The sequence below is a fragment of the Rhizobium sp. CAU 1783 genome, from assembly GCF_054551725.1.
Genome location: NZ_JBTOLM010000001.1, coordinates 1,228,835 through 1,246,932, shown reverse-complemented (window position 1 = coordinate 1,246,932; position 18,098 = coordinate 1,228,835). Strand labels below are relative to the sequence as shown.

Sequence of the window (18,098 nt, the reverse complement as noted above, 5' to 3'; positions counted from 1 at the left end):
ATGCAATTCCCGAATCAAGACGACGACGACGTCCGCGGGTCACGGCCTCGTGTCTTTTGAGCAACGCAATGTGGCGAAATTGCAACGGCGCAGAGGTGGTGTCAAGCCGAGCGCGAACTGCGATAAACCGAAACGCCGAGCTCCCGGATCTTCTTTCGAAGCGTATTGCGGTTCAGTCCGAGCAGGTCGGCCGCCTTGATCTGGTTCCCGCGCGTTGCGGTGAGCGCCGCCAGGATCAACGGATATTCCATTTCGGTCAGGACGCGCTCATAGAGCCCGGACGGCGGCAGACTGTCGCCGAAACTGGCGAAATAGGTCCGCATATTCTCCTCGACCGCCTGCGAAATGGTCATCGATCCGGCAGGAACGCCGGCCTTGGCGATCGGGCTGTCGGCGATGTCGGAACGCAGTTCCTGCTCGACGATCTCGCGCGAGATCACATCCTGCGGATAGAGTGCCATCAGGCGGCGGACCACGTTCTCGAGTTCGCGCACGTTTCCGGGCCATGAATAGGCCTTCAGCACCTCGAGCGCCTCATTGTCGAACCGCTTGAGGTCGAGCCCCTCCTTTTCACCCTGCTGAATGAAATGCCGCACCAGGTCCGGGATGTCCTCGGCGCGGTCGCGCAGCGGCGGAAGCCGCAGCGGCACGACGTTGAGGCGATAGTAGAGGTCCTCGCGGAAGAGGCCCTGGTTGATCGAGTGCTTGAGGTCCTTGTTGGTCGCAGCGACGATGCGCACGTCGGTGCGGATAGGCGTGCGTCCGCCAACCGTGGTATATTCCCCCTGCTGCAGCACGCGCAGAAGGCGTGTCTGGGCGTCCATCGGCATGTCACCGATCTCGTCGAGGAAAAGCGTGCCGCCTTCCGCCTGTTCGAAACGGCCGGTCGAGCGTGTCTGGGCACCGGTGAACGCACCCTTTTCATGGCCAAAAAGTTCGGACTCGATCAGGTCGCGCGGGATCGCCGCCATGTTGATCGCCACGAAGGGGCCGTTGCGGCGCTTGCCGTAGTCGTGCAGCGCGCGCGCCACCAGTTCCTTGCCGGTGCCGGACTCACCCGTGATCATCAGCGTCAGGTCCGTCTGCATCAGGCGGGCCAGCACGCGGTAAATCTCCTGCATGGCAGCCGATCGGCCGACCAGCGGCATGCCATCCTGCATGTCGTCATCGAGACGCGCTGGCTTCTTCTTTGGCTCGGCGAGCGCCCGGCCAATGATGGCGATGAGCTCGGTCAGGTCGAAGGGCTTCGGCAGGTAGTCGTAGGCGCCCTTCTCCGAAGCCTTGATGGCAGTCATGAAGGTGTTCTGTGCGCTCATGACCAGAACCGGCAGGTCAGGACGGGCCTTCTTGATGCGCGGCAGGAGGTCGAAGGCGTTCTCGTCCGGCATCACCACATCGGTGACCACAAGGTCTCCCTCGCCCGCGGAAACCCAGCGCCAGAGGGTTGCCGCATTGGACGTGATGCGCACGTCATAGCCGGCGCGCGTCAGCGCCTGGTTGAGCACGGTGCGGATGGCGGCGTCGTCGTCAGCGACGAGGATGGTGGCAGTCATCGGATGCTTCCTGTGGAGTTCGCCGGAATGGAATCGTCGAGCGCGATGTCTTTCGACACCGGCATCAGGACGCGGAAGGTGGTTCGGTTCGCCTGGCTGTCGCATTCCACGATGCCGCCATGGCCGTCGATGATCTTGGCGACCAGCGCCAGGCCGAGGCCGGATCCGTTGGTCTTGGTGGTGATGAACGGATCGAAGAGGTGCGGCAGCAGGTCTGCCGGCACGCCCGGACCGTTGTCATGCACGCAGAATTCGAGCGGCAAAGAGATCTTCTCTCTGGAACCGGCCACAGAAAGACGGATACCCGGCCGATAGGCCGTCGTCAGCTGGATCTCGCCGTCCGGGCGATCGCCGATCGCTTCGGCGGCGTTCTTAACGAGGTTGAGGAAGACCTGCACCAGTTGATCACGATTGGCATAGACCGGCGGCAGCGACGGGTCGTAGTTCTCGACGATGCGCAGGTGGCGCGCAAACCCCGCCTTGGCGATAGCCTTCACATGGTCGAGCACCGAGTGGATGTTGATCGCGACACGATCGACCGGACGCTCGTCGGAAAAGACCTCCATGCGGTCGACCAGCGACACGATGCGATCCGTCTCGTCGCAGATCAGGCGGGTGAGTGCCCGATCCTCGTCAGGAACGGAGGTTTCGAGCAACTGGGCTGCACCACGAATGCCTGAAAGCGGGTTCTTGATCTCGTGGGCAAGCATCGAGGCAAGTCCGGTGACCGATCGGGCCGCCGTGCGATGGGTGAGCTGTCGGTCGATCTTATCCGCCATCGAGCGCTCCTGCAGCACCACGACGACGTTGCCCGGCTGGCTCAGCACCGGCGCCACATAGAGGTCGACGAGCTTGTCCTGCCCAAGCCGTGGCGAGGAAAGATCGACCCGGTATTCGTTCACCGGTGCCCGGCGTTCACGCACCTGCTCGATCAGCGCCAGGAGCGGGCTGCCGAACGGAATGAAGGTCGAGATTCGGTGCCGGGCCAGATGGCTGGCGCTTGCGCCGAAAAAAGCCTCGGCCTCCCAGTTTGCGAAGGCCACGTGTCCGTCCGAATCGATCATGATAACCGGATGCTGGATGGCGTTGAGCACCGCCATCGCCAGTCCGCCGCCGCCTGCCTGCACCATCATGCTGCCTCCCGCCGGCCTTCGCCGTCCCGCATCGCATCCGCGATGCAGCGCGAAAACGTCCGCGACACGAAATCCGCGTCCTTCGATGTCATGATTTCCACTTTCCGAGCTGGCGGAACCGCCGGCGCAAAACGATCGAGATACCATCCGACATGCTTGCGCGCATGGCGCACGCCGACGTCACGGCCGTAATGCGCCATCATCATGTCGTAGTGCTCAGCGGCCAGATCGGCGATTTTGTCACCTTTCGGCCCGGCATCGCCTGCGATCCAACCCGCATGCCATGGGCGTCCCTGGCAGGCGCGCCCCACCATCACGGCATCGGCGCCCGAGCGCCGCCGGATTTCGTCGGCATCTTCCCGGCTTTCGACATCGCCGTTCGCCGCAAGCGGAACCGAAATCATAGAGCGGACGGCCGCGATCGCATCCCAGTCGGCACGCCCTTCGTAAAACTGCATCCGGGTGCGCCCGTGAATGGTGATCATCTTCACGCCGGCAGCCTCCGCCCGGGCCGCTATCTCCGGGGCGTTCAGCATGGTCTCGTCCCAGCCGAGCCGCATCTTCAGCGTCACCGGAACCTTGACCGCGTTGACCGTCGCCTCGACCAGCGAAAGCGCATGATCGGGATCGCGCATCAATGCAGAACCGGAATACCCGCCCGTCACTTTTTTCGCAGGACATCCCATGTTGATGTCAATAATGTCGGCGCCGTTGGCCTCTGCGATGCGCGCGGCTTCCGCCATCCAGTGCGCCTCGCGACCGGCGAGTTGGACCATGTGCGGAGTGAGCCCGGCCCCTTGCAGACGCGACCACGACTCGGCGGCGTTATGGACGAGTTCGCGGCTAGCCACCATCTCGGTCACGACGAGGCCGGCCCCGAAGCGCCACGCCATTTGCCGGAACGGCAGATCGCTGACGCCCGACATCGGCGCGAGGATCACGCGATTGCGGATCGCGACCGTTCCGATCTCGAAGGGCGAATTCAGCGCGTTTGAATACAATTGACTATCTTTCGGGCACTCTGAGTAACTGCACGATTTTTAGACACTAATTCCAGTCTTGCCAAGGGGGTATCCTGAGCCTCGCGACAAATTTCAAGCAACTGCTGGAAAATCGACGTTCGAGCCGATAGACCTCGCTTGCGAAATTCATGTGTCACGGACCGGAAGGCAAAATGCAGCAGGATGGCAGGACCTCGATCGGCATCATTGTTGTGGCCGCCGGCCGCGGCGAACGGGCCGGTACATCGGTAGAAGGTCCCAAACAATACCGGCGAATCGGCGGAAAGCCTGTGATCGCCCGCACACTCGAAGCCTTCCTCGCCTGGCAGAGAACGGCAACAATCGTCTCCGTCATTCATCCGGACGACGTCGCGCTCTTCGAGACGGCGCGCGGACAGGTAGAAGGCTCCGAAGGCGTGAAAACAGCCCTAGGCGGCAGCACCCGCCAGGCGTCGGTGCTCGCCGGCCTGCGCGCAATCGCGGGTTCGGGCGTCACGCATGTCATGATCCACGACGCGGTGCGGCCCTTCATTGATGAAAGCCTGCTGGACCGCATCGCCGCCGCGCTCGATGACGGCGAGACCTGCGTCCTGCCGGCCATGCCGGTCACCGACACGCTGAAACGTGGAACAGAGAACGGCCACGTAGCGGAGACGGTTTCCCGCGCCGGCCTGTTCGCGGCCCAGACGCCGCAGGCCTTCTCCCTGCCCGTGATCCTTGCCGCCCATGAGAGCGCAGCCGGAAGCGGCCGCTCCGACTTCACCGACGACGCATCGATCGCCGAATGGGCCGGGCTCAAGGTCCGCCTCGTCGAGGGCCTGCCGGAAAATGTGAAACTGACCCTGCAGAAGGACATCGCCATGGCCGACGCCAAGCTCTCCGCTCCCACTTTGCCGGACGTGCGGACGGGCAACGGCTATGACGTTCACCAGTTGGAACCCGGAGATGGCGTCACGCTCTGCGGGATCTTCATACCCCACGATCAGAGGCTGAAGGGCCATTCCGATGCCGACGTGGCACTCCACGCCCTGACGGACGCCTTGCTCGCCACCTGCGGCGCCGGCGATATCGGTGACCATTTCCCGCCCTCCGACATGCAGTGGAAGGGGGCACCGTCCCGCATCTTCCTCGAACATGCCGCAAGAATCGTCCGTGAAGCCGGTGGCACCATCATGAACGCCGACATCTCGCTGATCGCGGAAGCGCCGAAGATCGGCCCGCATCGCCAGGCTATGCGCGAGAAGCTCTCCGAGATCCTCGGCATTTCGCTGGACCGCTGCTCGGTCAAGGCGACGACCAACGAAAAGATCGGTTTCGTCGGGCGGCGGGAAGGAATTGCCGCAATCGCCACGGCGACAGTCGTCTATGGTGGCTCGGCATGAGCCTCTTCCCGCCCGACATCGAAGCTCTGGCGGCACGGATCATCACGAGCTTTGCCGAACGCGGTCTGACCGTCGCGACGGCCGAATCCTGCACCGGCGGGTTGATCGTCGGCGCCCTGACGGAGATCGCCGGCTCGTCTGCCGTCGTCGACCGCAGTTTCATCACCTATTCGAACCGGGCGAAGATGGACCTGTTGGGCGTGACCTCGGCCACTCTCGCCGGCTTCGGCGCCGTCTCGCGCGAAACGGCGCTCCAGATGGTCGCCGGCGCGCTGACACGGTCCGGGGCCGCCTTGGCTGTTGCCGTGACCGGCATTGCCGGCCCGGGCGGAGGCTCGGACGAGAAGCCGGTCGGCCTCGTGCATATCGCCGCGCGCTCGCGCCGCGGCATGCTCCTGCACAAGGAGATGCGCTACGGCGACCTAGGCCGCGAGGGGATCAGACTGGCGACCGTCAGGACAGCCCTGGAAATGCTGAGAGAGGCGGCCGGCTGACGCCTCAGGCCGCGGTGTAGATCTTGTCCGCGCGGGCCTCGAAGGCCTCGGCGAACATGCGGAAGGCACGGTCGAACATCGAGCCCATCAAGGCGCCGAGGATGCGGCTCTTGAATTCGTAGTCGATGAAGAAATGCACGAGGCAACCGCCATCCGCGGTTTCTTCGAAGCGCCAGCGATTGTCGAGATAGCGGAACGGCCCCTCGATATACTTAACGTCAATCACCCGTTCAGTCGGAACCAGGAGGACCTGGGTGGTGAAGGTCTCGCGGATCGCCTTGTATCCCACCGTCATGTCGGCAACCAGCAGCTCCTTGCCGTCGCGCTCGCGCCGCGAGCGGATGGTCAGAGCTTCGCAGAGCGGCAGGAATTCCGGATAACGGCCAATGTCGGCGACGAGCGCGAACATCTGTTCCGGGGAGTGTCTGACAGGGCGGCGGGTTTCGAACTGCGGCATAAGCCGGGATTAAGCCCGGACACCGGCGAGATCAAGCATGCAACGCATTTCCGCACGTGAATTCAGCACGACAACCGGGACATCGGGGCCATTGAGATCGATGTTTCGCACGAAAACCGGCCCGTGAACGCTCTCGAAGTTCCAGATATAGCGAAGAAACGCCCGGTCTGGCAGTTGTTCCGGACAGCCCGAGGCCATATCCGGACGGGTACGACCATAGGTCTTTGCGACCCGTGTCAACACGCCCCAAAGCGACAGCAGCCTTGGCATGCGCACCCAAATGACGAGGTCGCTGCGAGGCACGCGCAGATCAAAGCTTGTCGGATTGCTGCCATCCATGATCCAGCGTTCGCCGGCCACAGCCTCCGTAATCAACGCCCGCTGTTCGCCGCGCGGACGCGCCACCCAGCCCGGCAGCCAGAAGAACTCCTTGTCCATGGAGATGTAGCGCAAGCCGAAATGCGCAGAGAGTGCCTGCGACAACGTGCTCTTGCCGCCACCCGAACAGCCGACGACCATGACCCGTTGCGCCGCGTTCAGCACCTCGGCGGCAACCTCTATTCCCACGAAGTTCGGCATTTGGTGATCTCCTTGCAGGAGAAGAGGCCTAGCGCCGAAACATGACGGGAGTGCTATGCGCGGTCGCCGCGCAGTTTTTCCCGGTTCGCCTTCAACCTGGCGAAGTCGTCGCCTGCATGATGCGAAGAGCGCGTCAGCGGGCTCGACGACACCATCAGGAAGCCCTTGGCATAGGCGACAGTCTCGTAGGACTTGAACTCGTCCGGCGTGACGAAGCTCATCACCTGGTGATGCTTGCGGGTCGGCTGCAGATACTGCCCGATCGTCAGGAAGTCGACGTCGGCGGTCCTGAGATCGTCCATGAGCTGGAGCACTTCGTTGCGCTCCTCGCCGAGGCCGACCATGATGCCGGACTTGGTGAACATCGTCGGGTCGAGTTCCTTGACCCGCTGCAACAGCCGCACGGAATGGAAATAGCGCGCGCCGGGACGAACGGTCAGGTAGTTGCCGGGCACCGTTTCCATGTTGTGGTTGAACACGTCCGGCTTTGCCGCAACGACTCGTTCGAGCGCGCCCGGCTTCTTCAGGAAGTCCGGCGTCAGGATCTCGATGGTGGTTGCCGGCGAAGCCGCCCGGATCGCCCAGATTACCTTTTCGAAATGCTCGGCGCCGCCATCTTCTAAGTCATCGCGATCCACCGAAGTGATGACGACGTGGGAAAGGCCCATCTGCTTAACGGCCTTGGCGACATTTTCCGGTTCATCCTGATCAAGCGCGTTCGGCTTGCCGGTCGCCACGTTGCAGAAGGCACAGGCCCGCGTACAGATCTCGCCCATGATCATGAACGTCGCGTGCTTCTTGTCCCAGCACTCGCCGATGTTCGGGCAGCCGGCTTCCTCGCAGACCGTGACGAGCTTGTTGTCCTTCACGATCGAGCGGGTTTCGGCATAACCCTTGGAGGTCGGCGCCTTGACGCGGATCCACTCCGGCTTGCGCATCACCTCCGTGTCCGGCCGATGGGCCTTTTCCGGATGGCGGACGCGCTTGTCCTCGGGATTGGTCCTGTCGAGGATGGTGACCATGGTTCTACCTGCCTTTGCCGCCGTTCGGCGGCCTCACGAAAACTTAGCGCCGGATGAGCTTGACGGCGTACAACAAGAGGCACGAGCCGACGAAGCTGGTTAGCAGATAACCGAGCCAGTCGCCTTCGACGACGATGCCGAAGCGGCGGAACACGGCTGCGGCAAGCACCGCGCCGACAATGCCGATCACGATGTTCATGAATATGCCGAAGCGCATGTCGAGGAACTTGCCGGCGAGCCATCCCGCCAGGCCGCCAATGACGAGCGCCAGAAACCAACCAATCTCGAAAGCCATCTTGCGCGAACTCCCTCGCTGAAATCCGTCACCTATATAGGCGACGGATCCCGGTGTCACAACTCGACCTTAGGCGTTGAGCGCCCGGCCATAGGCATCCAGTACGCTTTCCTTCAGCGTCTCGGAAATGGTCGGATGCGGGAAGATCGTGTGCATCAGCTCTTCCTCTGTCGTCTCGAGGTTCATCGCCACGACGAAACCCTGGATCAGCTCGGTCACTTCCGCGCCGACCAAATGGGCCCCCAGCAGCTCACCTGTCTTCTTGTCGAAGATGGTCTTGACCATGCCCTGATCTTCGCCGAGCGCGATGGCCTTGCCATTGGCGACGAACGGGAAACGACCGACGCGGATGTCGCGGCCTTCCGCCTTGGCCTTGGCCTCGGTCAGGCCGACGGAAGCCACCTGAGGGTTGCAGTAGGTGCAGCCCGGGATCTTGGCCTTGTCCATCGGGTGAACGTTCGGCAGGCCGGCGATCTTCTCGATGCAGATGACGGCTTCGTGCTCGGCCTTGTGGGCAAGCATCGGTGGGCCGGCGACGTCGCCGATCGCATAGATACCCGGCACGTTCGTCTTGCCGTAGCCGTCGATCGCGATAAAGCCGCGATCGGTCTTCACGCCGACCGCCTCCAGCCCGATACCCTCGATATTGGCCTGCACGCCGACGGCCGAAATCATCCGGTCGGCGGTGATTTTCTCGATCGAGCCGTCCTTCTTCTCGACATGGGCGGTGATGGAATTGGCGCCCTTCTCGACCTTGGCGACCTTGGCCTCCAACAGGATCTTCATGCCCTGCTTGTCGAACTGCTTCTTGGCGAAGGCCGAGATCTCGGCATCCTCGACCGGCATGACCTGGCTCATTACCTCGACCACAGTCACGTCGACGCCCATTGTGCGGTAGAAGGAGGCGAACTCGATGCCGATGGCGCCCGAGCCCATGACCAGCAACGACTTCGGCATGGAATCGGGGTTCATCGCCTCGAAATAGGTCCAGATCAACTTGCCGTCCGGCTCGATGCCGGGAAGCGCGCGCGGACGTGCACCGGTGGCGATGATGATGTGCTTGGCGGTATAGGTGCCCTCGCCCAGCGTGTTCTTCGGCAAGGGCGCCTGCGGCTGGACGATCTTCTTGGTGGTCTTCGAAACCAAGACCTCGCCCGGCTTCGTCAGCTTGGCCTCACCCCAGATGATGTCGACCTTGTTCTTCTTCATCAGGAAGCCGACGCCGCCGTTCATGCGTTCGGCAATGCCGCGTGAGCGGGCGATGATCGCCTTGAGGTCGGGGGTCACCTTGCCTTCGAGCGTCAGGCCATAGTTCTTGGCGTGTTCGGCGAGGTGCAGGACCTCCGCCGACCTGAGCAGTGCCTTCGTGGGAATGCAGCCCCAGTTGGAGCAGATGCCGGCGAGGTGTTCGCGCTCGACGATCGCTGTCTTGAAGCCCAGTTGGGCCGCACGGATCGCGGCAATATAGCCGCCGGGGCCGGAGCCGATAATGAGAACGTCATAGGCATTCGACACTGGTCTTCATCTCCCTGTTTGACCGGTCCGGGCTCCGCCACGCGGCAGAGCCCTTCCCGAGAGATGAAGACGAAGGCGATCACGCCTTGGTCAGCATCCCGTAGATTTCGTCCTTCAGAACCATGCGCTGCTTGCGCATGGTCTCCATCTGCGTGTCGCCAACCGGTTCAACTTCGGTTTCAGCACGGTGAATGGCGCGGTTCACGTCGTGATAGTTGTCCATCAGCTTGGCGAAATGCGCGTTGCTCAGCTTGAGCTCGTGCATCTTGCCGACGTATTCCGGAAACTCCTGCGCCAGTTCGTGCGGGGTGTTCGACATTCGATATCTCCTCTGTTGTCGGTCGATACCTGCAGACTATTCACCCGAAAGCGACACTCCCTTGATCTTGATCAACTTTCTGCCGTCGCGATGTCAAATCCCGAGCATCATTCTGACGATCGGCTCAAGGCCGCGCCCGATCGCCCGTGTGTTCTCCGCATCGAGGTGGATCCCGTCGAGCGGGGAGGTTTCCGCAACCGAACCCGCATCGAAAAAACCACAGCCCGCTTCGTCCGCGAGGTCACCGTAGAAGCTCGCGAGCATCGCCGATTCATCGAGGGCACCCCGGAACATGGCCGCAAAATGGGCATTTGCCGTCTCAGAGATCGCCGGCGGCGAAACAACCAAGATTTCCGGGGGCTCGAAACCGAAACCCCAGTCGTGATGCCGGACAAGCTTGATCAGCCGATCCATGCCCTTGGTCGCCGCGATCGCCGTACCCGCGACACCGCGCTTCATGTCGTTGGTGCCGAGCATGATGATCACGAGATCCAGCGGCTTGTGGGTCTCGAGCACGCTCGGCAACAGCTTCACGCCGTTGCGCTCGCAATCGGCGAGATGGTCGTCATAGGCGGTCGTGCGACCGTTCAACCCCTCGGCGATCACCCTGACCCCGTGGCCCAATGCCTTCTGCAGGACACTGGTCCAGCGATCTTCATAGGCATGCCGACCCAGTTGCTCAGGGTCGTAACCCCAGGTCAGGCTGTCGCCGAAGGCAAGAACGGTCTTCATCGCGCCCGCCTTCCGCTCACACCAGCATGCCCATCGGGTTTTCGATGTAGCGCTTGAACGCGCCGAGCAGTTCGGCCCCGAGCGCGCCATCGACGCAGCGATGGTCGGTCGACAGCGTCACGGTCATGACATTGGCGATCTTCATCTCGCCGTTCTTGACCACGACACGCTCCTCGCCGGCACCAACCGCCAGGATGGTGGCATGCGGCGGATTGACGACCGCGGAGAAGCTCTTCACACCCATCATGCCCATGTTGGACACGGCAGTTGTGCCGCCCTGATACTCTTCCGGCTTCAGCTTCCGGTCCTTGGCGCGCTTGCCGAGGTCCTTCATCTCGTTGGAAATCGCCGAAAGCGTCTTGGTCTCTGCCTGGCGGATGATCGGGGTGATCAGGCCGCCCGGGATCGACACCGCCACGCCGACATCGGCGTGCTTGTGCTTCACCATTGCGCTGTCGGTCCAGGAGACGTTGGCGTCCGGAACGTCGCGCAGTGCCAGCGCCAGAGCCTTGATCACCATGTCGTTGACCGAAAGCTTATAGGCCGGCTTGCCGTCCTTTTCAGGCGCGGCGCCGTTGATCTGGCCGCGCAGAGCCAGCAGTGCATCGAGCTCGCAATCCACCGAAACGTAGAAGTGCGGGATGGTCTGCTTGGATTCCTGCAGGCGCTTGGCGATCGTCTTGCGCATGCCGTCGTGCGGCACGAGCTCGTATGAGCCTTCGGCGAAGTTCTTGAGAACAGCCTCGTCGGATGCGCCCTTTGCCAGAACCGGCGCGGGTGCGGCGGCCGGTGCGGCAGCAGCTGGAGCAGCCTTCGCGCCACCGGTTGCGACAGCCTTCTCGACGTCGCTCTTGACGACCCGGCCCTTCGGGCCGGAGCCGGAAACGGCAGAGAGATCGAGGCCGCTTTCCTTCGCCAGACGACGGGCCAGCGGCGACGCGAACACGCGGCTGCCATCCGACTTGGAAGGTGCCGGCGCGGCCGCGGCAGGAGCCGGTGCGGCTACAGGCGCGGGAGTGGCGGCGGGTGCCGGTGCTGCCACCGGTGCCGCTTCAGCCTTCGCCGGAGCGGCAGCACCGCCACCGGCGGCTGCGGCGGCCAGATCTTCACCGTCGGCGGCAAGAATCGCGATCACCGCGTTGACCTTGACCGCGTCGGTACCGGCCGGAACGACGAGTTTGGCGACCGTGCCTTCATCGACGGCCTCGACTTCCATCGTCGCCTTGTCGGTTTCGATCTCGGCGATCACGTCGCCGGACTTGACCTTGTCGCCTTCCTTGACGAGCCACTTCGACAGATTGCCCTCTTCCATGGTCGGGGAGAGTGCCGGCATCGTAATGTTGATCGGCATGTGCTGACCCTCCCGTTACTTGTAGCAGACGGTTTTGACCGCCTCGACCACTTCGCCGACATTCGGCAGAGCAAGCTTCTCAAGGTTGGCCGCGTAAGGCATCGGAACGTCCTTGCCGGCGATCGTCAGGATCGGCGCATCAAGGTAGTCGAAGGCCTGCTGCATGACGCGCGTGGCGATCTCGGTACCGACCGAAGACTGCGGATAGCCTTCCTCGACGGTGACCAGACGGCCGGTCTTCTTGACGGATTCGATGACGGTCGGCAGGTCCATCGGCCGGATGGTGCGCAGGTCGATGATCTCGACGTCGATACCTTCCTTGGCGAGCTCGTCAGCCGCTTTGACCGCGTAGGTCATGCCGATACCGAACGAAACGATCGTCGCGTCCTTGCCGACCTTGTGGATGCGCGCCTTGCCGATCGGCAGGACAAAATCATCGAGCTTCGGAACCTCGAAGGAGTGACCGTAGAGGATTTCGTTCTCGAGGAAGATGATCGGGTTCGGATCGCGGATGGCCGCCTTCAGCAGGCCTTTCGCGTCGGCGGCCGTGTACGGCTGGATCACCTTGAGGCCCGGGATATGGCTGTACCAGGCGGCGTAGTCCTGACTGTGCTGGGCGGCGACGCGCGCCGCTGCACCGTTCGGGCCGCGGAACACGATCGGAGCACCCATCTGGCCGCCCGACATGTAGAGCGTCTTGGCCGCCGAGTTGATGATCTGGTCGATCGCCTGCATGGCGAAGTTGAAGGTCATGAACTCGACGATCGGACGCAGGCCGGCCATCGCTGCGCCAACGCCGACGCCGGCAAAGCCGTGTTCGGTGATCGGGGTGTCCACGACGCGCCGGGCGCCGAATTCCTGCAGCAAGCCCTGCGTGATCTTGTAGGCGCCCTGGTACTCGGCGACTTCCTCACCCATGATGAAGACGTCCGGATTGGCGCGCATCTCTTCGGCCATCGCTTCGCGAAGCGCCTCGCGCACCGTCATCGTCACCATTTCAGTGCCGGCCGGCACATCGGGATCGGCAGCGACGGCTGCAGCCGGAGCCGCAGGCACCGGAGCGGAAGCAGTAGACGCGACCGGAGCCGGCGCAGCTTCGGTTGCCTGAGCGGGCACAGCCTTCGGAGCCACCGCGTCGGCGGCGCTCTCGCCGTCCTGAAGGAGCACGGCGATCGGCGTGTTGACCTTGACGTTCTCGGTGCCGGCAGCAACCAGCAGCTTGCCGAGCACGCCTTCATCGACGGCCTCGACTTCCATGGTCGCCTTGTCGGTCTCGATCTCGGCGATAACGTCACCGGACTTGACGGTGTCGCCTTCCTTCTTGATCCACTTGGAAAGCGTGCCTTCTTCCATCGTCGGAGAGAGGGCGGGCATCAAAATTTCGATCGGCATGGGTTCCCTCCCCGATTACAGCAGAATGTCGGTGTAGAGCTCGGAAACATCCGGCTCCGGATCGGCCTGGGCGAAATCGGCACTGTCGGCGACGATGTCGCGGACATCCTTGTCGATCGCCTTCAGCTCCTCCTCGCTCGCCCAGCCCTTTTCCAGGAGGCGGGCGCGCACCTGCTCGATCGGGTCATGCTCGGAGCGCATCTTCTGCACTTCGTCCTTGGAACGGTATTTCGCCGGGTCGGACATGGAGTGACCGCGATAGCGATAGGTCATCATCTCGAGGATGACCGGCCCCTTGCCGGAGCGGCAATATTCGGCCGCCTGTTCGGCTGCGGCGCGAACAGCGCGCACGTCCATGCCGTCGACCTGCAGGCCGGGAATGTTGAAGGCCACGCCGCGCTGGGCGAAATTGGTCTGCGCCGAGGCGCGCGAAACGGCAGTACCCATGGCGTAGCGGTTGTTTTCGATCACGTAGATGACCGGCAGCTTCCACAGCTCGGCCATGTTGAAGCTCTCGTAGACCTGCCCCTGGTTGGCGGCACCATCGCCGAAATAGGCGACCGAGATCTGGCCGTTGTCGCGGTAGCGGTTGGCGAAGGCGAGACCCGTGCCGAGCGAAACCTGAGCGCCGACGATGCCATGGCCGCCGTAGAAGTTCTTCTCCTTGGAGAACATGTGCATCGAGCCGCCCTTGCCCTTGGACAGGCCGCCACGACGCCCGGTCAACTCGGCCATGACGCCCCGCGCACTCATGCCGCAGGCCAGCATGTGGCCGTGATCACGATAACCGGTGATGACCTGGTCGCCATCCTTGAGCGCCATCTGCATGCCGACGACGACAGCTTCCTGACCGATATAAAGGTGACAGAAACCGCCGATGAAGCCCATGCCATAGAGCTGGCCGGCCTTTTCCTCAAACCGCCGGATCAACAGCATCTCACGATAGGACTTGAGCTCGGCGTCGCGATCGAACTCGACGATCGCTCCTTCAGTGAAATCCTTCTTGGCAGGCTTGGCCGTGGTCTTACGGCCGGAAGCAGTCGCGGATTTTCGCGGCGCCATTCATCCCTCCCTAGGGTTATGTCGGATCTTGATTGCGCAACAGAATAGGCAAGAAAAGGCGCGCGGGCAATGCTATAAATGCATGGCTCGCATTCAGGACAACCGTATGATTTTAAAAGGATCTTTTGAATTAACCTGATTTCGGTTAATCAGAAATAGCTATTAAAGATGACGATTTCATCCGGGCGCGACATATTGAGCTGATACCGCGCCTTCTCGTCGATCATGTCGCGCTCGAGCGAGCCGTCGCTCATCAACTCGACCTGTCTTTCAAGCTGCTTTCTATGCTTCACAAGCTCGGCAAGCTCTCCGCTTCGCGCAATGCGCTGCCGCTCGAATTCCTGCGCGGCCCTGAGGCCGTAGTCGCCGTGGACGGAATGATAGCCGAAATAGGAGAGAAAGGCGATGGTGACGGACGGAAGAATGAGGCGGCCGAATTTTCTCTTCTTATGATGCCTAGTCCACATACGCTGAACGCCTTGAAACGCAAAACTATGATTTCAAATTATCGGCGATTGCTTAACCGATCGTTGACCCTGATCGCATGCCAAAGAAAAAAGCCGCGCCCTCCGGGGCGCGGCTTCAAGATACGAAGAATTGCGTCGACGATCAGCCGCGCAGGATCGAGGTGCCGGCGTAGCGCGCCTGCGGTCCAAGGCCTTCCTCAATGCGGATTAGCTGGTTGTACTTGGCGGTACGGTCGGAACGGGCCAGCGAGCCGGTCTTGATCTGGCCGCAGTTGGTGGCAACGGCGAGATCGGCGATCGTCGAGTCTTCGGTTTCGCCCGAACGGTGCGACATGACAGCGGTATAGGCAGCGCGGTTGGCGGTCGAAACCGCGTCGAGCGTTTCGGACAGCGAACCGATCTGATTGACCTTGACCAGGATCGAGTTGGCGACGCCCATCTTGATGCCGTCGCGCAGACGCGAGGAGTTGGTAACGAACAGGTCGTCACCGACGAGCTGGACCTTGGAGCCGATCTTGTCGGTCAGGATCTTCCAGCCGGCCCAGTCGTCTTCCGCCATGCCGTCCTCGATCGAGAAGATCGGGTACTTGGCGCAGAGCTCGGCGAGATATTCCGCCATCGCGCCCGGCTCGAGCGTGCGACCTTCACCTTCGAGGACATACTTGCCGTCCTTGAAGAATTCGGTCGAGGCGCAGTCGAGCGCAATATGGACGTCTTCGCCCGGACGGTAGCCGGCCTTTTCGATCGACTTCATGATGAAGTCGAGGGCAGCCGGAGCCGATGCCAGACCCGGTGCGAAACCACCTTCGTCGCCGACATTGGTGTTATGGCCGTCGGCAGCGAGCTGCTTCTTCAGCGTATGGAACACTTCCGAGCCCATGCGAACCGCGTCGCGAATGGTTTCGGCGCCGACCGGCACGATCATGAATTCCTGGAAGTCGATCGGGTTGTCGGCATGGGCGCCGCCGTTGATGATGTTCATCATCGGAACCGGCAGAACATGGGCATTCGGGCCACCGACATAGCGGTAGAGCGGCAGGCCGGATGCTTCCGCGGCAGCCTTGGCGACGGCGAGCGACACGCCGAGAATGGCGTTGGCTCCGAGACGCGACTTGTTGGCCGTGCCGTCCAGCTCGATCATGATGTTGTCGATCTGGATCTGGTTCTCGGCATCGAGGCCGCCGATCGCGTCGAAGATCTCGGTGTTGACCGCTTCAACCGCCTTTTCGACGCCCTTGCCGAGATAGCGGCTGCCGCCGTCGCGCAGTTCGACCGCTTCGTGAGCACCGGTCGAGGCGCCCGACGGCACGGCCGCGCGGCCCATGCTGCCGTCTTCCAGATAGACATCGACCTCGACGGTCGGATTGCCGCGGCTGTCCAGAATTTCACGGCCGATGATGTCGGTGATTGCAGTCATGAGGGCCTCCCTGCTGCTGGGTGGGGATTGAGGATGGCCTGTCTTAATCGAAGACGCGGAAAATACAATGGCAGCGAGATGACAGAAGCCGAAAGGTCATCGCCGCCGTCGTCACCAACGCAAAACGCCGGCGCAAGCGCCGGCGTTCGTCCATGATGAAGTCAGCCTGTCCAGTTAAGCTCAGGCAGCCTTGGCGACAGCGTCGAAGGCCAGAAGCTTCTCCAGTAGGCGCTTCATCTGGCTGATCGGCACCATGTTCGGGCCGTCGGACGGCGCATTGTCGGGATCCTGATGCGTCTCGATGAACAGGCCGGCAACACCGACGGCAACAGCCGCGCGTGCCAGCGTCTCGACGAACTCTCGCTGGCCACCCGAGGAGCCGCCCTGGCCGCCCGGCTGCTGTACCGAGTGCGTTGCATCGAACACCACCGGCGCGCCGGTCGCAGCCATGATCGGCAGGGAGCGCATGTCGGACACCAGCGTGTTGTAGCCGAAGGACGCTCCGCGTTCGCACAGCAGCACATTCGGGTTGCCGCTGGCGTTGAGCTTGTTGAGCACGTTCTTCATGTCCCAGGGGGCGAGGAACTGGCCCTTCTTCACATTGATCACGCGGCCCGTCTGGGCGGCGGCGACCAGCAGATCGGTCTGCCGGCACAGGAAGGCCGGGATCTGCAGCACGTCGACCGTCGGCGCCACCAGCCGGCAGTGCTCTTCCGTGTGCACGTCGGTCAGTACCGGAAAGCCGTATTCCTTCTTGAGGTCGGCAAAGACCTCCATGGCCTTGTCCAGGCCGATGCCGCGTTCGGCCGAAAGGGACGTGCGGTTGGCCTTGTCGAAGGACGACTTGTAGACGAGCCCGAGCCCAAGTTCCCGGCAGATTTCGGAGAGTTGCCCGGCGATCATGAAGGCATGGTCGCGGCTCTCCATCTGGCAGGGGCCGGCGATCAGCGCAAAACGCTTCGAATTGGAGAAAACCGCCTTGGCGGCACCATCGCCGACGACGACTTCGGAATTGGTCTGAATGCTCATGAAACCTCCTCGAATGCGAAGGCCACGCCCTGCCCCGCCTCGTGCGGAACGATCAGGCGCGCGCCGCGGCGGCTGAATGCGACGCCATTATCAGCGAGCAGGCGCTCTGTCACGCCGATATCGCCGACGCGCACCATGACCAGCCGGCCCTTGAGTCCACGCCCGGCTCCTCGGGCGTCGATACCGAAATAGCCATCGAGCCCCTCAGGGGTGAGCGCCTCGACCTTCACATTCCTTGTCTGAAGCGCGATCCCGAAGGAGTGCGCCTCCACCGCGCGCTGTTCGAACACCTCTTCGAGCAGATACTGGAAATCGCTTGGGTTTTCCTCGACGAGCACGACCGCCGAGAGGCCGAGTGCGCCATTGGCATGCCGGGCCAGCGCGCCGCGGTCCGCGGGCAGCGGGTTCACCCGTTCGCAGGCGAACAGGAAAAAATCGGGAGCCCTGAGATCGGCGGCAAAGGCGAGCTTGAAACCGCCGAGAACCTCGGAGCCGTCGGCCATCTTGAACATGCGCTCGAAATGCAGCATCGGTCCGCCGGAAAAGCCTGCGCCGGCAAACCGCGCGTGATCGGCATCCGCGTCAACCGTCTTCACCACGATCGCGGAAAAGCCCTCCTGCCCGTTGCGGAAGCGGAACGCCTGATCCCGCGCGACGAACATGTTGCCGGCCCTGGCTGCAGCCTCGCATTCTTCGCGGCTACCGACGGCCAGCGGTTCGAGATAGGTGTCGTCCCCGAAGAAGACGCAGGCATTCTCCGTCCCGAACGGATGACGCGCATCCGGCGCGACCGTGAAGCCGAGCTGAGCAAACCGGGCGCGTGTCGCCTCGAGCGACGTAACCGGTAGGACGAGGTGGTCGACCGCTCCCACCGCATGCTGTTTGGATGTCATCGGGA

General features: G+C 62.6%; 19 protein-coding genes. 2 read left to right on the top strand and 17 right to left on the bottom strand.

Annotated features, from left to right (window positions below):
* Positions 1 to 101: 101 nt before the first annotated feature.
* From ntrC to dusB, 3 genes are read right to left on the bottom strand one after another with little or no spacing between them, the layout of a single operon-like run.
* Entirely contained in the window at positions 102 to 1,553 is a 1,452-nt protein-coding gene (gene ntrC, locus ACX93L_RS05720; protein WP_169587839.1) for a nitrogen regulation protein NR(I), read from the bottom strand.
* A complete protein-coding gene (locus tag ACX93L_RS05715) occupies positions 1,550 to 2,686 on the bottom strand; it encodes a two-component system sensor histidine kinase NtrB (RefSeq protein ID WP_205927714.1) in 1,137 nt (378 codons plus the stop codon). Before ACX93L_RS05715 ends, ntrC begins: the two co-directional genes overlap by 4 nt.
* A complete protein-coding gene (dusB, locus tag ACX93L_RS05710) occupies positions 2,683 to 3,687 on the bottom strand; it encodes a tRNA dihydrouridine synthase DusB (protein ID WP_459403924.1) in 1,005 nt (334 codons plus the stop codon). The genes ACX93L_RS05715 and dusB overlap by 4 nt, the downstream gene beginning before the upstream one ends.
* Positions 3,688 to 3,860: 173 nt before the next feature.
* Between dusB and ACX93L_RS05705 the strand changes: the two genes are divergently transcribed.
* Both ACX93L_RS05705 and ACX93L_RS05700 read left to right on the top strand, forming a co-directional pair.
* Positions 3,861 to 5,069 carry a bifunctional 2-C-methyl-D-erythritol 4-phosphate cytidylyltransferase/2-C-methyl-D-erythritol 2,4-cyclodiphosphate synthase gene (locus ACX93L_RS05705; RefSeq protein ID WP_459403923.1) on the top strand — a complete coding sequence of 403 codons (1,209 nt, stop codon included), beginning with the start codon at positions 3,861 to 3,863 and terminating at the stop codon, positions 5,067 to 5,069.
* A complete protein-coding gene (locus ACX93L_RS05700) occupies positions 5,066 to 5,563 on the top strand; it encodes a CinA family protein (RefSeq protein WP_459403922.1) in 498 nt (165 codons plus the stop codon). The genes ACX93L_RS05705 and ACX93L_RS05700 overlap by 4 nt, the downstream gene beginning before the upstream one ends.
* Positions 5,564 to 5,567: 4 nt before the next feature.
* Here ACX93L_RS05700 and ACX93L_RS05695 read toward each other — a convergent pair whose 3' ends face one another.
* The 14 genes from ACX93L_RS05695 to ACX93L_RS05630 form a co-directional block, all read right to left on the bottom strand.
* Positions 5,568 to 6,020 (bottom strand): type II toxin-antitoxin system RatA family toxin, encoded by a 453-nt coding sequence (locus ACX93L_RS05695; protein WP_459403921.1) that lies wholly within the window; start codon positions 6,018 to 6,020, stop codon positions 5,568 to 5,570.
* A 9-nt stretch (positions 6,021 to 6,029) separates the two neighbouring features.
* Positions 6,030 to 6,599 (bottom strand): P-loop NTPase family protein, encoded by a 570-nt coding sequence (locus ACX93L_RS05690; RefSeq protein ID WP_459403920.1) that lies wholly within the window; start codon positions 6,597 to 6,599, stop codon positions 6,030 to 6,032.
* 53 nt (positions 6,600 to 6,652) lie between these two features.
* Positions 6,653 to 7,621, bottom strand: coding sequence for a lipoyl synthase (gene lipA, locus ACX93L_RS05685; RefSeq protein WP_459403919.1), 969 nt, complete (start codon positions 7,619 to 7,621; stop codon positions 6,653 to 6,655).
* Positions 7,622 to 7,664: 43 nt separating this feature from the next.
* Positions 7,665 to 7,916: a GlsB/YeaQ/YmgE family stress response membrane protein gene (locus ACX93L_RS05680; protein WP_169587825.1), complete on the bottom strand. Its 252-nt coding sequence runs from the start codon at positions 7,914 to 7,916 to the stop codon at positions 7,665 to 7,667.
* 69 nt (positions 7,917 to 7,985) lie between these two features.
* Positions 7,986 to 9,431, bottom strand: a complete 1,446-nt coding sequence (lpdA, locus tag ACX93L_RS05675; RefSeq protein ID WP_459403918.1) for a dihydrolipoyl dehydrogenase — start codon at positions 9,429 to 9,431, stop codon at positions 7,986 to 7,988.
* 79 nt (positions 9,432 to 9,510) lie between these two features.
* A complete protein-coding gene (locus ACX93L_RS05670) occupies positions 9,511 to 9,750 on the bottom strand; it encodes a YdcH family protein (RefSeq protein ID WP_459403917.1) in 240 nt (79 codons plus the stop codon).
* Positions 9,751 to 9,843: 93 nt separating this feature from the next.
* A complete protein-coding gene (locus ACX93L_RS05665) occupies positions 9,844 to 10,482 on the bottom strand; it encodes an SGNH/GDSL hydrolase family protein (RefSeq protein WP_459403916.1) in 639 nt (212 codons plus the stop codon).
* Between the two features lie 16 nt (positions 10,483 to 10,498).
* The gene (locus ACX93L_RS05660; protein WP_459403915.1) at positions 10,499 to 11,833 is read right to left on the bottom strand and encodes a pyruvate dehydrogenase complex dihydrolipoamide acetyltransferase; all 1,335 of its coding nucleotides are present in this window, start codon (positions 11,831 to 11,833) and stop codon (positions 10,499 to 10,501) included.
* Positions 11,834 to 11,848: 15 nt separating this feature from the next.
* Positions 11,849 to 13,225: a pyruvate dehydrogenase complex E1 component subunit beta gene (locus tag ACX93L_RS05655; RefSeq protein WP_459403914.1), complete on the bottom strand. Its 1,377-nt coding sequence runs from the start codon at positions 13,223 to 13,225 to the stop codon at positions 11,849 to 11,851.
* Between the two features lie 15 nt (positions 13,226 to 13,240).
* Positions 13,241 to 14,287, bottom strand: coding sequence for a pyruvate dehydrogenase (acetyl-transferring) E1 component subunit alpha (gene pdhA, locus ACX93L_RS05650; protein ID WP_169587813.1), 1,047 nt, complete (start codon positions 14,285 to 14,287; stop codon positions 13,241 to 13,243).
* Positions 14,288 to 14,436: 149 nt separating this feature from the next.
* Positions 14,437 to 14,754 (bottom strand): FtsB family cell division protein, encoded by a 318-nt coding sequence (locus ACX93L_RS05645; protein WP_459403913.1) that lies wholly within the window; start codon positions 14,752 to 14,754, stop codon positions 14,437 to 14,439.
* Positions 14,755 to 14,896: 142 nt separating this feature from the next.
* Entirely contained in the window at positions 14,897 to 16,171 is a 1,275-nt protein-coding gene (gene eno / locus ACX93L_RS05640) for a phosphopyruvate hydratase (protein WP_459403912.1), read from the bottom strand.
* Between the two features lie 180 nt (positions 16,172 to 16,351).
* On the bottom strand, positions 16,352 to 17,200 hold the full coding sequence (gene kdsA, locus ACX93L_RS05635) for a 3-deoxy-8-phosphooctulonate synthase (RefSeq protein ID WP_459403911.1): 849 nt from the start codon (positions 17,198 to 17,200) through the stop codon (positions 16,352 to 16,354).
* Complete coding sequence (locus tag ACX93L_RS05630; RefSeq protein WP_459403910.1) at positions 17,197 to 18,093, bottom strand: VOC family protein; 897 nt, start codon at positions 18,091 to 18,093, stop codon at positions 17,197 to 17,199. Before ACX93L_RS05630 ends, kdsA begins: the two co-directional genes overlap by 4 nt.
* Between the last annotated feature and the right edge of the window lie 5 nt (positions 18,094 to 18,098).